At 66.4% G+C, this 16,898-nt stretch carries 16 protein-coding genes and 2 pseudogenes; 8 read left to right on the top strand and 10 right to left on the bottom strand.

Annotated features, from left to right (window positions below; genetic code table 11):
• From ACTHQX_RS17930 to ACTHQX_RS17940, 3 genes and pseudogenes are all read left to right on the top strand, one after another.
• Positions 1-402, top strand: a pseudogene (locus tag ACTHQX_RS17930) (lipoyl synthase); the annotation flags it as partial.
• An 88-nt stretch (positions 403-490) separates the two neighbouring features.
• Positions 491-1,243, top strand: a complete 753-nt coding sequence (locus tag ACTHQX_RS17935; protein WP_111903633.1) for a DUF4191 domain-containing protein — start codon at positions 491-493, stop codon at positions 1,241-1,243.
• 167 nt (positions 1,244-1,410) lie between these two features.
• Positions 1,411-1,752 (top strand): annotated as a pseudogene (locus ACTHQX_RS17940) (DUF3817 domain-containing protein); the annotation flags it as partial.
• Here the strand turns inward: ACTHQX_RS17940 and ACTHQX_RS17945 are convergent.
• Positions 1,741-2,178 carry an RDD family protein gene (locus ACTHQX_RS17945; RefSeq protein WP_440158585.1) on the bottom strand — a complete coding sequence of 146 codons (438 nt, stop codon included), beginning with the start codon at positions 2,176-2,178 and terminating at the stop codon, positions 1,741-1,743. The pseudogene ACTHQX_RS17940 and the gene ACTHQX_RS17945 overlap by 12 nt on opposite strands.
• A 271-nt stretch (positions 2,179-2,449) precedes the next feature.
• Between ACTHQX_RS17945 and glnA (ACTHQX_RS17950) the strand changes: the two genes are divergently transcribed.
• Positions 2,450-3,874: a type I glutamate--ammonia ligase gene (glnA, locus tag ACTHQX_RS17950; RefSeq protein WP_111903635.1), complete on the top strand. Its 1,425-nt coding sequence runs from the start codon at positions 2,450-2,452 to the stop codon at positions 3,872-3,874.
• A 108-nt stretch (positions 3,875-3,982) separates the two neighbouring features.
• Here glnA (ACTHQX_RS17950) and ACTHQX_RS17955 read toward each other — a convergent pair whose 3' ends face one another.
• From ACTHQX_RS17955 to glnA (ACTHQX_RS17975), 5 genes are all read right to left on the bottom strand, one after another.
• Positions 3,983-4,549: a hypothetical protein gene (locus ACTHQX_RS17955; protein WP_440158584.1), complete on the bottom strand. Its 567-nt coding sequence runs from the start codon at positions 4,547-4,549 to the stop codon at positions 3,983-3,985.
• Between the two features lie 202 nt (positions 4,550-4,751).
• A complete protein-coding gene (locus ACTHQX_RS17960) occupies positions 4,752-5,267 on the bottom strand; it encodes a GNAT family N-acetyltransferase (protein ID WP_440158583.1) in 516 nt (171 codons plus the stop codon).
• Between the two features lie 6 nt (positions 5,268-5,273).
• Positions 5,274-5,699, bottom strand: coding sequence for a VOC family protein (locus tag ACTHQX_RS17965; RefSeq protein WP_440158581.1), 426 nt, complete (start codon positions 5,697-5,699; stop codon positions 5,274-5,276).
• 21 nt (positions 5,700-5,720) lie between these two features.
• Positions 5,721-8,732 (bottom strand): bifunctional [glutamine synthetase] adenylyltransferase/[glutamine synthetase]-adenylyl-L-tyrosine phosphorylase, encoded by a 3,012-nt coding sequence (locus ACTHQX_RS17970; protein ID WP_440158580.1) that lies wholly within the window; start codon positions 8,730-8,732, stop codon positions 5,721-5,723.
• Between the two features lie 9 nt (positions 8,733-8,741).
• Positions 8,742-10,082 carry a type I glutamate--ammonia ligase gene (gene glnA / locus ACTHQX_RS17975; protein WP_236807998.1) on the bottom strand — a complete coding sequence of 447 codons (1,341 nt, stop codon included), beginning with the start codon at positions 10,080-10,082 and terminating at the stop codon, positions 8,742-8,744.
• Positions 10,083-10,324: 242 nt separating this feature from the next.
• Here glnA (ACTHQX_RS17975) and panB point away from each other — a divergent pair, with 242 nt between their 5' ends.
• Positions 10,325-11,230: a 3-methyl-2-oxobutanoate hydroxymethyltransferase gene (gene panB, locus ACTHQX_RS17980; protein ID WP_440158579.1), complete on the top strand. Its 906-nt coding sequence runs from the start codon at positions 10,325-10,327 to the stop codon at positions 11,228-11,230.
• A gap of 40 nt (positions 11,231-11,270) precedes the next feature.
• On the opposite strand, the gene ACTHQX_RS17985 is transcribed toward panB, so the two are convergent.
• Positions 11,271-11,435, bottom strand: coding sequence for an SPOR domain-containing protein (locus ACTHQX_RS17985; RefSeq protein WP_003801719.1), 165 nt, complete (start codon positions 11,433-11,435; stop codon positions 11,271-11,273).
• Between the two features lie 125 nt (positions 11,436-11,560).
• Here ACTHQX_RS17985 and map point away from each other — a divergent pair, with 125 nt between their 5' ends.
• Positions 11,561-12,439 (top strand): type I methionyl aminopeptidase, encoded by an 879-nt coding sequence (gene map, locus ACTHQX_RS17990; RefSeq protein WP_440158578.1) that lies wholly within the window; start codon positions 11,561-11,563, stop codon positions 12,437-12,439.
• A 78-nt stretch (positions 12,440-12,517) separates the two neighbouring features.
• Complete coding sequence (gene ppgK, locus ACTHQX_RS17995) at positions 12,518-13,321, top strand: polyphosphate--glucose phosphotransferase (protein WP_236807995.1); 804 nt, start codon at positions 12,518-12,520, stop codon at positions 13,319-13,321.
• Positions 13,322-13,488: 167 nt separating this feature from the next.
• On the opposite strand, the gene nrdR is transcribed toward ppgK, so the two are convergent.
• The 3 genes from nrdR to ACTHQX_RS18010 form a co-directional block, all read right to left on the bottom strand.
• Positions 13,489-14,073, bottom strand: coding sequence for a transcriptional regulator NrdR (gene nrdR, locus ACTHQX_RS18000; protein WP_440158576.1), 585 nt, complete (start codon positions 14,071-14,073; stop codon positions 13,489-13,491).
• A gap of 145 nt (positions 14,074-14,218) precedes the next feature.
• Complete coding sequence (gene hisD, locus ACTHQX_RS18005; RefSeq protein WP_440158574.1) at positions 14,219-15,613, bottom strand: histidinol dehydrogenase; 1,395 nt, start codon at positions 15,611-15,613, stop codon at positions 14,219-14,221.
• 41 nt (positions 15,614-15,654) lie between these two features.
• Positions 15,655-16,227 (bottom strand): hypothetical protein, encoded by a 573-nt coding sequence (locus ACTHQX_RS18010; protein WP_440158573.1) that lies wholly within the window; start codon positions 16,225-16,227, stop codon positions 15,655-15,657.
• A gap of 194 nt (positions 16,228-16,421) precedes the next feature.
• Here ACTHQX_RS18010 and ACTHQX_RS18015 point away from each other — a divergent pair, with 194 nt between their 5' ends.
• Positions 16,422-16,880 (top strand): flavin reductase family protein, encoded by a 459-nt coding sequence (locus ACTHQX_RS18015; RefSeq protein ID WP_214854164.1) that lies wholly within the window; start codon positions 16,422-16,424, stop codon positions 16,878-16,880.
• Positions 16,881-16,898: the final 18 nt, after the last annotated feature.

The following is a 16,898-nucleotide window of genomic DNA, read 5'->3' on the forward strand; positions in this document are numbered from 1 at the left end:
GGCCGGAACCTGGGCATGGTCACCAAGTCCAACCTGATCCTGGGCATGGGCGAAACCCGCGAAGAGATCTCCGAGGCGCTCCGCGACCTGCACCAGGCGGGCTGCGACCTGATCACCATCACCCAGTACCTGCGCCCCTCCGAACGGCACCTCCCGGTGGACCGCTGGGTCAAGCCGCAGGAATTCGTGGACCTCCAGCACGAAGCCGAGGAGATCGGCTTCCTTGGCGTCATGTCCGGGCCCCTGGTCCGCTCCTCCTACCGTGCCGGCCGGCTCTGGGCCACCGCCATGCGCAAAAAGGGCCGGGACATCCCCGCCGAACTGGCCCACATCGCCGACGGCATCCAGGACTCCGGAACCACCCGCCAGGAAGCCAGCTCCCTGCTCGCGGCACACCAGTAGCAGCAGGCAAATCCCACGGTCAGGGGCCGGACGCCGGAACTTTTCGGCGTCCGGCCCTTTGTCGTGGATCACGTAGAATTAAGACACTATGGCGAAATCCCCTGACTCCAGCAACAACACTCCTGCGGCCGCTGATGGCTCCAAGCGCGGACTCTTTGGGCGCAAGCCCAAGGCCGTGAAGGAAAAGAAGCCCAGCCGGCTCAAGCAAATCCGCGAGGTCTTCAACATGACCCGCCGCCACGACCCCATGGTTCCGTGGCTCATGCTGCTGGCGTTCCTGGGCGTCGTGGCCGTCAGCCTCGTTGTTGGCCTGTTGCTGAATAACTGGATTACCGGCCTGATCATCGGCATCCCGTTGGGTTTCCTCGCGGCTACGTTCATTCTTTCCCGCCGCGCCGAGGGGGCTGCCTTCGCCCAGATCGAAAACCAGCCGGGAGCATCCGGCGCTGCCCTCAGCACGCTGAAGCGCGGCTGGATCACCGAGGAGCAGCCCGTGGCTGTGAACCCGCGGACCCAGGACGCCGTTTTCCGCGCCGTTGGGCGTCCCGGCGTCGTCCTCGTCGCCGAAGGGCCCACGCACCGCGTGCGCCCGCTGATCGAAGGCGAGCGGAAGAAGCTGGCCCGCATCCTTCCCAACGTCACTATCCACGTCATCGAAACCGGGCGCGGCGAGGGACAGGTCCCCATCAGCCAGGTGGCGAAAAAGATGAACAAGCTCAACAACGAGCTCACCAAGACCGAGGTCAGCGCCGTGTCCAAGCGCATCTCATCGCTGGGCGGCCGCCTTCCGATCCCCAAGGGTGTGGACCCCTACAAGGCCCGCCCCCAGCGCGGACGCTGATCCGCCTGAACGCCCCGGTGGCCGCCGCATCTGCGCCGGCCCCGGGGCGTTTTTCGTTTGAACGGGCCTGTCCCGGTTGAACCGCACACCAAAGTGAACCGCACACCAAAGTGAACCGCACATCAAAGCCAGCCAGACCCCAGCACCTACAGAAGCCGGAGCCTCCTGTGAAATTCCCGTCCGCGTCCGCCGTCATCCGCGCCTTCCGCCTGCTGGCGGTGGCCGAAGCCTTTAGCTGGGCTGCGCTCCTTGCCGGCATGTACTTCAAATGGATCGCCGGGACCACCGAACTCGGAGTCGAGATCGCCGGTCCAGTGCACGGCGCGTTATTCATCGCGTACGGTTTGGCGGCCCTCGTCCTGTGGCGCCTGCAGCGCTGGCCCTTCCGGGTGGCGCTGCTGGCAGGCCTCTCGGCGGTGTTCCCCTTCGCCACGGTCCTGTTTGAGCGGTGGGCGCTCCGCCAGGGATATCTCTCGGCCGGGCGGCTACCTGCGCGGCTACCTGCGGACGAGGACGGTGTTCAGGGCCTTGTCATGGAGTCCGCGCTGGTCGGGATCGGAGATGACCGCCGGGATCACCAGGCAGAGCAGGACGGTGCGGACCAGCGCGGCCAGCGGGCCGGCCGCTGAGCCGTCCGGCTTCACCACGTGGATGCCCATCGCCCGGTGCCCGATGCTGTAGCCCAGGGTCCCGATCAGCAGGATCTGCTCGGCCGCAAAAACGGCAAGCGTGGCCATGGAATTGCCGGCGAGGAACACGTTGCTGATCAGCAGCGCGATGGTCCAGTCGATGGTGATCGCCAGGATGCGCCTGCCGGCGCGGGCCATGGATCCGGGGCCCGTCTCGGGGAAGCCCAGGCGTTCTCCCGGGTACTTGGAAATGCCGGAGGTGTCCGGCCCGCTGAGCCACGAACCGATGTCTTTGCGATCTACCACCGTCCAAGTTTACCGAGCCGCGGGCAGCCCCTCGGACGTTCACACTCTGGATAGGCGTGGACCACAGTGTGGACACGGTATAGCGTTTACATATCAGCAGGTTCTGTAACCTGCCGGAAACAAAGCGGACACGGACGGGAAATCCCGAATCCCTAGGGTGGTACCAGTTGCTAGCGAACCTGGAGCGGGGCACTTTTGTGTTTCCGCCCATTGGATTGCGCTGGACCACTTGGCTTTATAGCCAGTTATTACATATGCGTAAGGAGCATAGATGTTCAAGACTGCGGACGAAGTCCTCAAGTTCATCAAAGATGAAGACATTCGGTTTATCGATATCCGCTTCACCGACCTCCCGGGCGTTCAGCAGCACTTCAACGTGCCCGCCAAGAGCGTGGACGCCGACTTCTTCGTCAACGGCCAGCTCTTCGATGGTTCCTCCATCCGCGGCTTCCAGGGCATCGCCGAGTCGGACATGCAGCTCATTCCGGACGTCACCACCGCGTTCCTGGACACGTTCCGCATGGAGAAGACCCTTGCGCTGAACTTCTCCATCGTGAACCCCCGCACGGGCGACCCCTACCACCGCGACCCGCGCGGTGTGGCAGAGAAGGCTGAAGCCTACCTCGCCTCCACCGGCATCGCCGACACCGCGTTCTTCGCTCCCGAAGCCGAGTTCTTTGTGTTCGACAACGTCCAGTACCAGTCCTCCCCCGAGGGCAGCTTCTACAAGATCGACTCCGAGGAAGCTCACTGGAACACCGGCCGCGAGGAAGAAGGCGGCAACCTGGGCTACAAGACCCCCATCAAGGGCGGTTACTTCCCGGTTTCCCCGACCGACAAGCAGGCCGACCTGCGCGACGCCATGTGTGTTGCACTGGACGAAGCCGGCCTCGAGGTCGAGCGCAGCCACCACGAAGTTGGCTCCGCCGGCCAGGCCGAGATCAACTACAAGTTCACCACGCTGACCCACGCGGCTGATGATCTGCAGAAGTTCAAGTACGTCATCAAGAACACCGCCGACGCCTGGGGCAAGTCCGTCACCTTCATGCCGAAGCCGGTCTTCGGTGACAACGGCTCGGGCATGCACTGCCACCAGTCGCTGTGGAGCAATGGCGATCCCCTGTTCTACGACGAGAAGGGCTACGCCGGCCTGTCCGACACCGCACGCTGGTACATCGGCGGCCTGCTGAAGCACGCCGACGCCGTCCTCGCGTTCACCAACCCGACGGTCAACTCCTACCGCCGCCTGGTCAAGGGCTTCGAAGCCCCGGTCAACATGGTCTACTCGCAGGGCAACCGCTCCGCCGGTATCCGTATCCCGATCACGGGCTCCAACCCGAAGGCCAAGCGCATCGAGTTCCGCGCCCCGGACCCCTCCTCCAACCCGTACCTGGCCTTCGCTGCCCAGCTGATGGCCGGCATCGACGGCATCCGCAACCGCATCGAGCCCCCGGCTCCGATCGACAAGGACCTCTACGAGCTCCCCGCCGAGGAAGCCAAGGACATCCCCAAGGCTCCGGGCACCCTGGAGGAAGCTCTGCAGGCACTGGCCGAGGACAACGAGTTCCTGCAGGCCGGCGGTGTGTTCACCCAGGACCTGATCGACACCTGGATCGAGTACAAGTACGAGAACGAGATCCGCCCGCTGTCCCTGCGCCCGAACCCCTACGAGTTCGAGCTCTACTACGGCGTCTAGTCTGACTAGTTTGACCCCAGGGCGACACCCCTGACACCGCCAAGGGCGGCCACCGGTTACTGACCGGTGGCCGCCCTTGGCCGTTTCCGGCCACGTACCCGTTTCCGGTCACGTACCCGCGCAGGGTTCCTCCGCGTACCGTCCCCACAACGAGTCTGCACCCGTGCCCCCGAAGGCTTCCCGGTCATCCCGCAGCGCGCGGCACAGAACGAGGGAGTCCGCGAAGCTCCGCCGGATGTACGCTTCCCAGTCCGCCCGTTCGGAGGTGAAGGCCTGCGTTCCCATCTGGTACTTCAGGTGGGCGAAGTGGTCCAGGATCCGGTGGGCCGTCGCTTCGGCCCGGCCCGCCAGCTGCTGTGCCGCCCGCTTCGCCGCGGGATCCGCGACCGCCGAGGCGTCCGGCAGTTCCTGACGGCGCCAGAAATACGGCTGCAGGTCCACGTTGTCCACGAAGATCCTGTCGATCTCCTGCTGCTGGGCATAGAGGGAGGACGCCGTGCTGCTTTCCAAAGTGCTCCTGATCCCGGCATACTGGTACGCCGCCGCAATGAGCGTCGCGGCCACCCCCGCCCCGATGAGCAGCAGCTCGGCCCTCCTGAGCCTCCTGGCACGGCCGCCCTTCGCTCGCGCCCGGGCATGGTCCGCGTCCTGCCGTGCCGGATCCTGCCGTGCCAAATCCTGCCACTTCCGGGGCGCCGGAAGCTGGCCCCCGACGTGCTGAGACCGGGAGCCAGCCTGTTCCGGCGAGTGCCTCCGAGACGAAGACCCTTTCAAGCCTTCCCCCCAACAAGGATTGAAGTGCACTGCCAAGACACAGCGTAGGCACGCACCCGTGCCGGCGCAACGGTCCGGCGGTATTTCGGTGCGGGACCAGCGCTCAGAAGGCTGCGTACATGGTCCGCTGCGGGGCGGCCTCGCGGCCCAGGTAGACGCCTTTGTCCGAAAAACCCGCCTTCAGGTAAGCTCCCTGCCCGGCTGGGTTGTGTTCGTTGACTGAAAGCACGACGCCGGCCTGGCCGCCTCCCAGCCTGGCCGTAAGTTTGGCGGCGGTCGCCACAGCCGCTGCGGCTGCCGCCTGGCCCAGGCCCTGGCCCTGCCGCCGCCTGTCGATCAGGAACCCTCGAAGCAGCCAGGCGGAGTCGTCGTCGGGCCAGCCCGCCAGCCCGGCCGCCCCCGACTGCAGCGTCAGCACCCCGGCAGCCCGGCCGCCAGCTTCGATGACATAGGGCCTGCGGGACCGGTCCTCGAGCCCGGCCAACATCATGCGCAGGGGGTCGCCCACAAACTCCTGCTGGCCCGGGGCGAGTTCCAGTTCCGCAACCGCACCCAGTTGGATGGCCCGGGCATCGGCATCCAGATCCCGCAACGGAATGAGCCATACGTCCGGCCTCATGGTCCGTCAGGAAGCAGGTGCCGCCCCGTCGGCGGGCGGACCCGCCGGATCCATCCAGATGACCTCCCACAGGTGCCCGTCCGGATCCTGGAAGCTGTGACTGTACATGAAGCCGTAATCCTGCACCGGCTGGGACTCGGATCCGCCGGCGGCCAGGGCCTTGCCCACCATCTGGTCCACTTCTTCCCGGCTATCCACCGAGAAGGCCATGATGGCCTCGGTGGCCGAGGTTGCGTCCACGATCTCTTTGGCAGTGAACGTCTTGAAGAACTTCTCCACGAGGAGCATGACGAAGGCGTCGTCGTTGATCACCATGCAGGTGGCGTTCTCATCCGTGTAGTCCTGGTTGAACTTGAAACCCAGCGCAGTGAAGAACTGCACGGACCGCTCGAGGTCCCGGACAGGCAGGTTCATGAAGATTTGGGTAGCCATGCGCCCAAACCTAGCACCGGTTCAGTGGCCGTAGAAGACTTTCTCAAACACCGCACGGGCCCGTCTGCTCACCCGCAGGTAGTCCTCCTCGAACGCTGTGGCCATCCCTTCCTCGTAGCCGCACCATCTGGCCACGGCCTCCAGGTCGCGCCGGGAGGAGGGCAGCAGATCCGACGCGCGGCCCGTCCAGATCACGTTCGCGGAACGGATCCGGCTGGCGAGCTGCCAGGCGTCGGCCAGCAGGCCTGCGTCTTCCTTTTCCAGCAGCCCCAGTGAGGCCGCCGCCTGCAGAGCCTTCAGGGTGGACGTGGTGCGCAGTTCGGGGTGGCTTCCGGCGTGCCGGAGCTGCAGCAGCTGCACAAGCCATTCCACGTCGCTCAGCCCGCCGCGTCCCAGCTTGAGGTGCCTGGCAGGGTCAGCGCCGCGGGGCAACCGTTCGGATTCCACCCGCGCTTTGATGCGGCGTATCTCCCGGACGTCCGCGTCGGAGACCGCGGCCGGGTAGCGGAGGGGATCAATCAGCTTCACGAAGTCCGCCGCGAGCCCGTCGTCACCGGCGATCGGCCGGGCACGGAGCAGTGCCTGCGCCTCCCAGATGAGCGACCAGCGGCGGTAGTACTCGCCGTAGGACTCCAGGGACCGCACCATGGCCCCGTTCTTGCCCTCGGGACGAAGATCGGCGTCGACGGCGAGGACCCGCTCGGCCATGATCGCCGGTTTGAGCGGCTGCGTCAGAAGGCTGGAAAGATGGCCCACGATCTTCGCGGCCTGCTGCTGTGCTTCATCGTCCGAGGCTCCGGGCAGCGCCCGGTGGACGTACAGGACGTCGGCGTCGGACCCGTAGCCGATTTCCAGCCCGCCCTGCCGGCCCATGGCCACCACCAGCACAGCTGTCTTCAGCGGACCAGTGGCGGAGACAATGTTTTCCGCGACCCGCAGGGCACCGAGGATGGCGGCCCGGTCCGTCTCTGCCAGCGCCTCCCCCACCTGGTCCTGGCCGAGCAGGCCGGCGCTGTCCGCGATGGCGATCCGCAGGATTTCACGCCGGCGGATGAGCCGGATGAGGCGCATGGCGCTTTCCGGGTCCGAGTGCCGGGACATTTTGGAGGTGATTTCCTGCCACTGCGCCTCAAAGCTGAGTGGCGCCAGTTCCTTGTCCGTCCCCAGCCAGGACACCGATTCCGGCGACACTTCCAGGAGGTCGGCGATGAGGCGGGAGTTGGACAGCATGTGGCACAGCCGCTCGGCCGCCGCGGCAGAATCGCGGAGCATACCGAGGTACCAGTGCGTGGTGCCGAGCGACTCGCTGATCCTGCGGAAGGCAAGCAGCCCGGCGTCAGGGTCCACGCCTTCTGCCAGCCAGCCCAGGAGGATGGGCAGCAGCTGCCGCTGCAGGGCCGCGCGCCGGCTGACCCCGGCCGTCAGTGCCTCAATGTGGCGGAGTGCGCCCTGGGGGTCCCGGTAACCGAGCGCCGCGAGCCTGCCCTGTGCCGCCTCCGGCGTCAGGCGCGCTTCCTCGCTGCTCAGCTTGGCAGCCGTGTTCAGGAGCGGACGGTAGAAGATCCGGTCGTGGAGTTCCCGGACCGAGCGTTTTGTCCGTTGCCACGCTGCCAGCAGGGCGTCAGGGTGCGGCCGGTCCGTGGAGAAGGGCCCGAGCACCGCCTTGGCCAGCGTGCGGAGGGGCTCCTCCTTGACCGGCATGAGGTGCGTGCGGCGCAGCTGGAACAGCTGGATGCGGTGTTCGAGCAGGCGCAGGTACCGGTAGGCGTGGTCGAAGGCTGCTGCGTCCGCCCGGCCGATGTAGCCCCCGGTCGACAATGCGGCGATGGCAGACGTCGTGTCGCGGCGCCGGAGGGACTCATCCGACTTGCCGTGGACGAGCTGGAGGAGCTGGACGGTGAATTCGACGTCGCGCAGCCCGCCGCGGCCCAGCTTGATCTGCCGCTGTTCCTCGGCTGGCGGGATGTGTTCGGTGACCCGGCGGCGCATGGCCTGCACGGATTCAACGAATCCGTCGCGGTTCGCCGAGGTCCACACGAGCGGCGATACGGCCTCCTCGTAGCGGGCGCCGAGCTCGGCGTCGCCAGCGATGGTCCGCGCCTTCAGGAGCGCCTGGAATTCCCAGCTCTCCGCCCAGCGGGCGTAGTAGCTCTGGTGCGAAGCCAGTGTCCGGACCAGCGGCCCGGACTTTCCTTCCGGGCGGAGGTTGGCGTCAACTTCCCACAGCCCGGGTTCGCGGGCCGGGGAGGATATGGCACGCGAGATGCCGGACGCCAGCGCCGTGCCGATGGTGCTGGCCCGGGCGTCGTCCAGCCCGCCAGACTCCACCACGTAGATGACATCGACGTCGGAGATGTAGTTCAGTTCTCGGGCTCCGCACTTGCCCATCCCGATTACTGACAGCGCGACGTCGGAGACCTCCCCGGCGTCGAACTTTCCCGCTGCTTCGGCGCGGGAGACCGCAAGGGCGGCCTCGATGGCCGCTCCTGCCAGATCCGCGAGTTCGGCTCCGACGGCGGGCATGAAGTCCAGCGGGTCTGCGGCGCACAGGTCCTTGACGGCGAGGTCCACCACGCCCCTGCGGTAGGCGGTGCGCAGTGCCTCGTAAGCCTCCGGGCCCGAGATGCCCGCCACCGGCCGGGCCGCGGTGGGGTCGGCGCGTACCGACCTGAGCAGCTGGGCACGCAGCTCCGCCGGATCGGCCTGGAGCGGTTCCGGGCTTGCGGTCACGCTGAACGCATCGAGGTGCTCCGGGTGCCGGATAAGAAATTCGCCAAGCGCCTCGCTGGCGCCCAGGACCCGGTAGAGCGGTTCGCTCACCTCCGTGTCCGCCGCTGCCAGCTTCCGCAGGTCCGGGTGCTTCTCGATCAGCCGGACCAGGGACTGCAGCGCGGCGTCCGGGTTCGCCGCCAGCTGCAGGCCGGCAAACAGGATGTCCTGGTCAATGCCCTCCAGCTCGGGGGCGGCAAGGAACCGTTCGCCCTTCTCGAGGTCGCTGAAGCCGGCGGTAATGAGCCGGCGGGCCAAGCTCATCGCAGCCGCCTAGAGGATGGCGAGGTTGCGCTGCAGCTCATAGGGGGTCACCTGCAGGCGGTAGTCCTGCCACTCCGCCCGCTTGTTGCGCAGGAAGTGCTCGAAGACCTGCTCGCCCAGGATCTGCGGCATCAGTTCCGAGTCCTCCATGGCACGGATGGCGTCATGCAGGCTGGCGGGAAGGGGGTCGTGGCCCATCGCCCGGCGCTCGGCGGAGCTCAGCGACCAGATGTCGTCCTCGGCCGCGGCGGGCAGTTCGTAGCCTCCCTCGATGCCCTTCAGCCCCGCGCCCAGGAGCACGGCGTAGGCAAGGTAGGGGTTGGCGGCCGAGTCGATGCCGCGGTATTCGATCCGCGCTGACTGTCCCTTGCCCGGCTTGTACAACGGGACGCGGACCAGGGCGGAGCGGTTGTTGTGCCCCCAGCTCAGGTAGCTGGGCGCCTCTCCCCCGCCCCAGAGGCGCTTGTAGGAATTCACGAACTGGTTGGTGACCGCGGTGAGTTCGGGGGCGTGCTTGAGGATGCCGGCAATGAACTGGCGCGCCGTCTTGGAGAGCTGGAACTCCGCACCTGCCTCGAAGAAGGCGTTGGTGTCACCCTCGAAGAGCGAGAAGTGCGTGTGCATGCCAGAACCCGGGTGGGCCGTGAAGGGCTTGGGCATGAAGGTGGCGTAGGTGCCCTGCTGCAGCGCGACCTCTTTGATGACGGTCCGGAAGGTCATGATGTTGTCCGCCGTCTGCAGGGCGTCGGCGTAGCGCAGGTCGATTTCGTTCTGGCCCGGGCCGGCCTCGTGGTGGCTGAACTCCACGGAGATGCCCACAGATTCCAGCATGGTCACGGCGGTGCGGCGGAAGTCCTGGGCCACGCCGCCGGGGACGTGGTCAAAGTAGCCGCCCTCGTCCACCGGAATGGGTGAACCGTCGGGCCCCGGTTCCTGCGACTTGAGCAGGTAGAACTCGATCTCGGGGTGCGTGTAGCACGTGAACCCCATGTCGGCTGCCTTGGCCAGGGTGCGCTTGAGGACGTTGCGCGGATCAGCTGCCGAGGGCTCGCCGTCGGGAGTAAGGATGTCGCAGAACATGCGGGACGTCTGCTCGGTCTCACCGCGCCACGGAAGGATCTGGAAGGTGGACGGGTCCGGCTGGGCCAGCATGTCCGATTCGAAGACGCGCGCGAGGCCCTCGATGGCCGAGCCGTCGAAGCCCAGGCCCTCGTCGAACGCGCCTTCGACCTCGGCAGGAGCCAGGGCCACCGACTTGAGGGAGCCCACGACGTCGGTGAACCACAGGCGCACGAAGCGTACGTCGCGCTCTTCGATCGTGCGCAGGACAAACTCTTGCTGGCGGTCCATGAAGGCCTCTTCTCCGGTCTACGTTCATGCCCCGGTCCGTCCACGACGGAGCAGCGGCAGCTCACGAATCACTTTACTAAGCATTTAGGCGTGATGCTGGCGGGGCTGAAGCGCGTAACACAGCGTTAACACTCAACCGGAGACCGGGCAGCACCGCGCGGTCAACCCGTTATGACGCGAATCACCGGTGGTCCGCTGCCCGCCGGTGGCTAGCACGGCGGGTCCCGGACTACGCTCTAGCCATGGCCTCAAGCAGCAGTCCCGATCCAAGCATGTCCGCCGAAGTACCTGCGCCTTACGGGAGCGGCCCCGCGGCAGCCGCAGCGCCGCCGTCGGAATCCGCACGGAAGCCGGTCTCCCGGATCCGCACGCACCACCTGCAGCAGGCCAAGACCAGCGGGGAACACTTCGCCATGCTCACGGCGTATGACCAGTACACGGCTGAGATCTTCGACCAGGCCGGCATTGAGGTCCTGCTGGTGGGCGACTCCGCGTCCAACAATGTCTTCGGCAACGAAACCAGCCTTCCCGTCACCGTCGATCAGCTGCTGCCGCTGTGCCGCGCAGTCGCGCGCTCAGCCAAGCGCGCCCTGGTGGTGGCGGATCTCCCCTTTGGCAGCTACGAGGTTTCGCCGCAGCAGGCAGTGGCCACGGGTGTGCGCTTCCTTAAGGAGGGCCTGGCGCACGCAGTGAAGATCGAGGGCGGCAAGTTCTACGCCGAAACCGTCAAAGCTATGGTCCAGGCCGGCATTCCCGTCATGGCCCACATTGGCTTCACGCCCCAGAGTGAGCACTCCCTGGGCGGCTACCGCGTGCAGGGCCGGGGCGATGACGCCGCGCGGTTGGTTGAGGACGCTGCGGCGCTGACCGATGCCGGTGCTTTCAGCGTGCTCATGGAAATGGTTCCCGCGGAGACGGCAAAGGCCGTGGACGCCGCCATTCCAGTGCCCACCATCGGGATCGGCGCAGGCAATGCCACCACCGGGCAGGTTCTGGTCTGGCAGGACATGGCCGGGCTCCGCGGCGGCAGGATGGCCAAATTCGTCAAGCAGTACGCGGACCTCCGGACCGTCTTGGGCGAGGCGGCCAAGGCCTACGGCGAGGATGTCCGGTCGGGACAGTTCCCCGGACCGGAACACTCGTTTTAGGGGGCTTGGGCCGTTCCAGGGTGCTCGGGCGCCGGCGAAATCAGTCGTCGTCGCCCTTTTCCCAGGTTTCGTTGCGCGCCTTGACCTTCTCGAGGGCGTGCTCCGCCTCTTCCCGGGTCTTGTAGGGACCGATCAGCTGGGTCCAGTCCGACATCGCGTCTTCCTCCACCATGTGGGTCTTGACGTTGTACCAGTACTCGGGCATCGGTGTTCCTCGCTTTCCGGGTTGGCAGCACACTGCCGCCGTGATCCACGTAACGTAACCCGCAACGGAAGCCGCCGGGCGCATTAATTTACATGGCGTTCTGTGCTGCCTTATATGATCAATCTATGCCTTCCTTAGCCTCGACCGCACCCACCGGCACGCTTACCCCGGGAACCGTCAGCCCGCAGCGGGCCGTTCCCGCGTCGATCGCCAGGCCCGAGTATGTCGGCAAGCCAGGTCCGGCCAAATTCACGGGGTCAGAGGTCAAGTCACCGGAAACCATCGAGAAGATCCGGGTGGCCAGCAGGATCGCCGCCCAGGCCATCGTGGAGGTGGGCAAGCACATCCGGCCGGGCATCACCACCGACGAGCTGGACCGCATCGGCCACGAGTTCCTGCTGGCGCACAACGCCTACCCGTCCACACTGGGGTACCGCGGTTTCCCCAAGTCGCTGTGCTCGTCGCTCAATGAGGTCATTTGCCACGGCATCCCGGACAGCACGGTGGTACAGGACGGCGACATCATCAACATCGACATCACCGCCTTCATCGGCGGGGTCCACGGCGACACCAACCACACGTTCCTCGTGGGAGAGGTGGACGAGGAGTCGCGGCTGCTGGTTGAGCGCACGAAGGAGTCCCTCAACCGGGCCATTAAGGCAGTTGCCCCGGGACGCGAGATCAACGTGATTGGCCGGGCCATCGAGTCCTACGCAAGGCGCTTCGGCTATGGCGTGGTCCGCGACTTCACCGGACACGGCGTGGGCGAAGCCTTCCACACCGGGCTGATCATCCCGCACTACGACGCCGCACCGGCCTACAACACCGTGATCGAGCCCGGCATGGTGTTCACCATCGAGCCCATGCTCACCCTCGGAACCGTCGAGTGGGACATGTGGGCCGACGACTGGACCGTGGTCACCAAGGACCACAAGCGCACCGCGCAGTTCGAACACACACTCCTCGTCACCGAATCCGGTGCCGAAATCCTCACCCTTCCCTGACGCCAGGCAACCGCGCGTCATTCCGGCAAGTCACCCTTGCCCAGCCCGAGCCCCTACCCTGCCACGAACGGAATCCCATTGGCCAAGAAGGACGAAAAGACCCGCAAGAACGCCCCGCTGATCGGCATTGACATCGGCGGAACCGGAATCAAGGGCGGCATCGTCGACCTGAAGAAGGGCAAACTGATCGGCGACCGCTTCCGCCTGGCGACGCCGCAGCCGGCCACACCGGAAGCGGTGGTGGAGGTGGTGGCCAAGGTTGTCGAGGAACTCTCGGCACGCCCCGATGCGCCCGAGGCCGACAGCCCCGTCGGCGTGACCTTCCCCGGCATCATCCAGCACGGCGTGGTCCACTCTGCGGCCAACGTGGACAAGAGCTGGCTCAACACGGACATTGACGCGCTGCTCACGGCCCGCCTCGGCCGCCCCGTGGAGGTCATCAACGACGCCGACGCGGCCGGCCTGGCGGAAGCCCGGTACGGTGCAGGCGCCGGAATCGGCGGCACCGTCCTGGTCATCACGCTCGGCACCGGCATCGGGTCCGCGTTCATCTTCAACGGCCACCTGGTGCCGAACGCCGAACTCGGCCACCTGGAGATCGACGGCTTCGACGCCGAAAGCAAGGCGTCCGCGGTGGCCCGCGAACGGGACGGCCTCAGCTGGGAGGAGTACAGCGTGCTGCTGCAGCGCTACTTCTCCCACGTCGAGTTCCTGTTCTCCCCCGAGCTCTTCATCGTCGGCGGCGGCATCTCCAAGCGCGCAGACGAATACCTGCCGCGCATGAAACTGCGCACTCCGATCGTTCCCGCTGAGCTGAAGAACGAGGCCGGCATCGTGGGCGCTGCCTTGGAGATCGCCGTCAAGCACGACCTGGCGAAGTAGACCCGGGCGGGCAGCGGTAAGCGCGGCCCGCAGAAGCGCGTTGCCTGTATCAACACCGAAGGCGGCAGACCCTGTGTCTGCCGCCTTCGGTGTTCTACATAAAGCTGATGTTTTCACTGGAGCCGGTGGCGGCTGCGGCTTCCCCTCCGCTGCCGCCACCGGAGACTTTAGAGCGTGCTCTTCGCGGTGTTCTTGGCCTCGGTGTTCTTAGCCTCGGCGTTCTTGACCTCGGGACTCTTGCCTTCGGGAATCTTGCCTTCGGAGCCCGCGCCCTCCGCGTTGCCTGTTGCTGCCTTGGCCTCGGCGTCCGACTCGTGCCGGAGCAGCGCAATGGCGGATTCGAAATCCTCAAGTGATTCAAAGGCCTGATAAACACTGGCGAAACGGAGGTAGGCCACCTTGTCCAGCTTCTGCAGCGGCCCGAGGATGATCAGCCCAACCTCGTGGGCGTCGATTTCGGCCGCCCCGGAGGCCCGGATGTTCTCCTCGACTTCCTGCGCCAGCATCGCGAGGTCGTCTTCGCTGACTGGCCGGCCCTGGCAGGCCTTGCGGACACCGTTGATGACCTTGCTGCGGCTGAAGGGCTCGCCCACGCCAGAGCGTTTGATCACGGACAGGCTGGTGGTTTCCACGGTGGTGAAGCGGCGGCCGCATTCGGGGCACTGCCGGCGGCGGCGGATGGCTGAACCGTCGTCGGCCATCCGGCTGTCCACCACGCGTGAGTCAGGGTTGCGGCAAAACGGACAATACACGTTTTCCTCCCCTTCCTCCCCTTCACGGGGAAGCCCTTATCAGCCCATTACCGAAGCTTCTTCCGGCAACCAGTCTATGGCCATATATAGCCGAATAACAAGCCTGTAATTACTACATGTAGTGGGCTGTCCCTACATGTAGTGGTCAGCTCACCGCTTGAAACCGGACCGTGACCGCGTCGCCGTGAGCGGGGAGGTCCTCAGCGCCGGACAGGCTGACAATGTGACCACTGACCTGCCCCAGCGCAGCCTCCGAGTAGTTGATCACCTGAATGGCGCGCAGGAACGTGGTCACGTTCAGCCCGGACGAAAACGCCGCGGTACCGCTCGTGGGTAGCACGTGGTTGGAGCCGGCGCAGTAGTCGCCAAGGCTGACCGGGCTGTAGTCGCCGACGAAAATGGCGCCCGCATTCCGGATCCGCGCCGCCACGGCAGGGGCGTCCACGGTCATGATCTCCAGGTGCTCGGCCGCGTAGGCGTCGCACGCGGCGATCCCCTGGTCGAGGCCGTCAACAAGCACGACGCCGGACTGCGGGCCTGAAAGTGCCTCGCGGACACGCTGACTGTGCTTGGTGGATGCTGCCTGCCGCTCCAGCTCCTCACGGACTTGCGCGGCCAGTTCGACAGAATCCGTAATCAGGACGGAGGCGGCCTTCGGGTCGTGCTCGGCCTGGCTGATCAGGTCGGCAGCGACGAAGGCCGGGCGGGCCGAAGAGTCCGCGAGGATGGCAATTTCCGTGGTGCCCGCCTCGGAATCGATCCCCACCACGCCCTTGACGAGTCGCTTGGCCGTGGCCACGAAGATGTTCCCGGGCCCGGTCACGACGTCGACGGGTTCGAGTGCGGGAGTCCCTAATGCGCCGGGCACGCCGTAGGCGAAGGCGGCGATCGCCTGGGCACCGCCGATCGCATAGACCTCGTCAATCCCGAGCAGCGCCGCAGCGGCCAGGATGGTGGGGTGCGGAAGGCCGCCAAAGTCCTTCTGCGGCGGCGAGGCGAGTGCGATCGATTCCACGCCGGCAGCCAGCGCCGGAACCACATTCATGATCACCGACGACGGGTAGACCGCCAGGCCGCCCGGAACGTAGAGGCCGACGCGTGCCACGGGCACCCACTTCTGGCTCACCACTGCGCCGTCGCCCAGGGAGATATCGACGTCGGCCGGGCGCTGGCCGTCCGCAAACCGGCGCGCCCGGCTGATCGACTCCTCAAGCGCCGAACGCACGGCAGGGTCCAGGCTGTCCAGCGCTGACTGCAGCGCCTCGCCCGGAACCCGCGGATGCGTCTGCTCGACGCCGTCGAACGTCCGGGCGAAGTCAGCAAGGGCGGCAAAGCCGCGCTGGCGGACGTCCGTGATGATGTCGGTGACCTTCTGCTCGGCGTCTGCGACTGTCTGCTGCCGTGCCCGCGGCACCGCCTCGCGGAGTTCGGCCAGGCTGAGACTGCGGCCGCGCAGGTCAACGGTGCGGAAATCGACGACGGGGGCATTCGGGCGTGCCTGGCTGTTTACGTTCGTGGAGCTGTCCGGAGAAGTGGTCACCCGTTCATTTTACGCGCCGCGGCCCCGCGCCCCGACGAGTGTTACTGCCACGTTCGGCCGTCGGCGGTGTCGCCGTCGGGGTCCTGGTCCACGGAGGCGCGGAGGAGGCTGATGATGCGCAGGACGAAGAAGCCGGCGGCGACGGCCGCGGGCCAGAGGACAAGGACAGTCAGGGACCGGAGTGAGAAGGCCACACTGGCGTTGGCCGATGTGTCCTGCGGGCTTCCCAGCCAGAGGCCCGCCAGCACGCCGGTCTGCCATGCCAGGACGGCTGCCGCTGCGCTTGCCGCAACCGAAAGCAGAAGGAACCGCCGCGTCCCGCCGTCGCGGCGGCCGGACAACAGCACAGCCACCAGGCAGCCCGCGAACACAAACAGTCCTGCCAGGACCAGGTCCCGGGGCAGCCAGCCCTGGCTGTTGGTTCCGGACGACAGCGCGGAGTTTCCCGAGATGAGGTTTTGCCCGCCCGGGGCCAGGAGCCACCAGAGGAGCCCGGCGGGGATGCCGGCACCGACGATTCCGGCCGCCCACGCGTAGCCCCTGCCGGGCCGCCGTCGGGCGCCGTGGGCCTCGTGGGAGGAGCGGACCGGAGGGACGGGTGCAGGGTGGGTCATGAAGAAACGCTAACAAATGTTATTTGGCAAATGTTGGCCGGCATTCCGCGCCGCGTGTCTGCCCGTCAAGGGAATCTCCCATCCGCCCGGAAGCCCCATAGTCTTGTACTAGAGACTCAATCGGCACGGATGCAGTAGGGAGATCGATTCCAGTGACCTCAGATGATGTCGCCTTCGAGGGCACGTTCAAGGAGATGTTCCGCCGGCACGCTGCGGGCGTGGCCATCATCACCGTGAACTACGACGGCGTCCCCTACGGATTCACGGCAACCTCCGTTGCCTCGCTTTCAGCCAAACCGCCGCGCTTCACCTTCAACATGGCGCGCAGTTCCAGCTCGTGGCCGGCCGTGGCCAACACCACGTACATCGGCGTCCACATGCTCGGGCTGGAGAACCAGGAACTGGCCGACCGGTTCGCGCGCACCAAGGAACGCTTCGCCGGGGACCACTGGGCCCACGGACCCCATGACGTGCCGGTGCTCAAGGACGTTGCCGGCTGGCTCATCGGCAAGATCCAGATGCGCTTGTCGTTTGAGAACAACGCCGTCGTGGTGGTCGAAGTGGTGGAGGGCCAGGTCGGCGAGGACGGCACCCCGCTGCTGTACCACTCCGGAACCTACGGGCAGCCGGTTCCGCTGGACTACGAAATCTGACCTGCACCGAAATCTGAC

This window comes from Arthrobacter sp. SAFR-023, from assembly GCF_051965295.1.
GTDB lineage: Bacteria > Actinomycetota > Actinomycetes > Actinomycetales > Micrococcaceae > Arthrobacter.

Bases quoted from the DNA above. Each gene is read 5' to 3' on its own strand.
- ACTHQX_RS17935 (WP_111903633.1), top strand. From the start codon at position 491: ATGGCGAAATCCCCTGACTCCAGCAACAACACTCCTGCGGCCGCTGAT.
- glnA (WP_111903635.1), top strand. From the start codon at position 2,450: ATGTTCAAGACTGCGGACGAAGTCCTCAAGTTCATCAAAGATGAAGAC.
- ACTHQX_RS17960 (WP_440158583.1), bottom strand. From the start codon at position 5,267: ATGAGGCCGGACGTATGGCTCATTCCGTTGCGGGATCTGGATGCCGAT.
- ACTHQX_RS17965 (WP_440158581.1), bottom strand. From the start codon at position 5,699: ATGGCTACCCAAATCTTCATGAACCTGCCTGTCCGGGACCTCGAGCGG.
- ACTHQX_RS17970 (WP_440158580.1), bottom strand. From the start codon at position 8,732: ATGAGCTTGGCCCGCCGGCTCATTACCGCCGGCTTCAGCGACCTCGAG.
- glnA (WP_236807998.1), bottom strand. From the start codon at position 10,082: ATGGACCGCCAGCAAGAGTTTGTCCTGCGCACGATCGAAGAGCGCGAC.
- panB (WP_440158579.1), top strand. From the start codon at position 10,325: ATGGCCTCAAGCAGCAGTCCCGATCCAAGCATGTCCGCCGAAGTACCT.
- ACTHQX_RS17985 (WP_003801719.1), bottom strand. From the start codon at position 11,435: ATGCCCGAGTACTGGTACAACGTCAAGACCCACATGGTGGAGGAAGAC.
- map (WP_440158578.1), top strand. From the start codon at position 11,561: ATGCCTTCCTTAGCCTCGACCGCACCCACCGGCACGCTTACCCCGGGA.
- ACTHQX_RS18010 (WP_440158573.1), bottom strand. From the start codon at position 16,227: ATGACCCACCCTGCACCCGTCCCTCCGGTCCGCTCCTCCCACGAGGCC.
- ACTHQX_RS18015 (WP_214854164.1), top strand. From the start codon at position 16,422: ATGTTCCGCCGGCACGCTGCGGGCGTGGCCATCATCACCGTGAACTAC.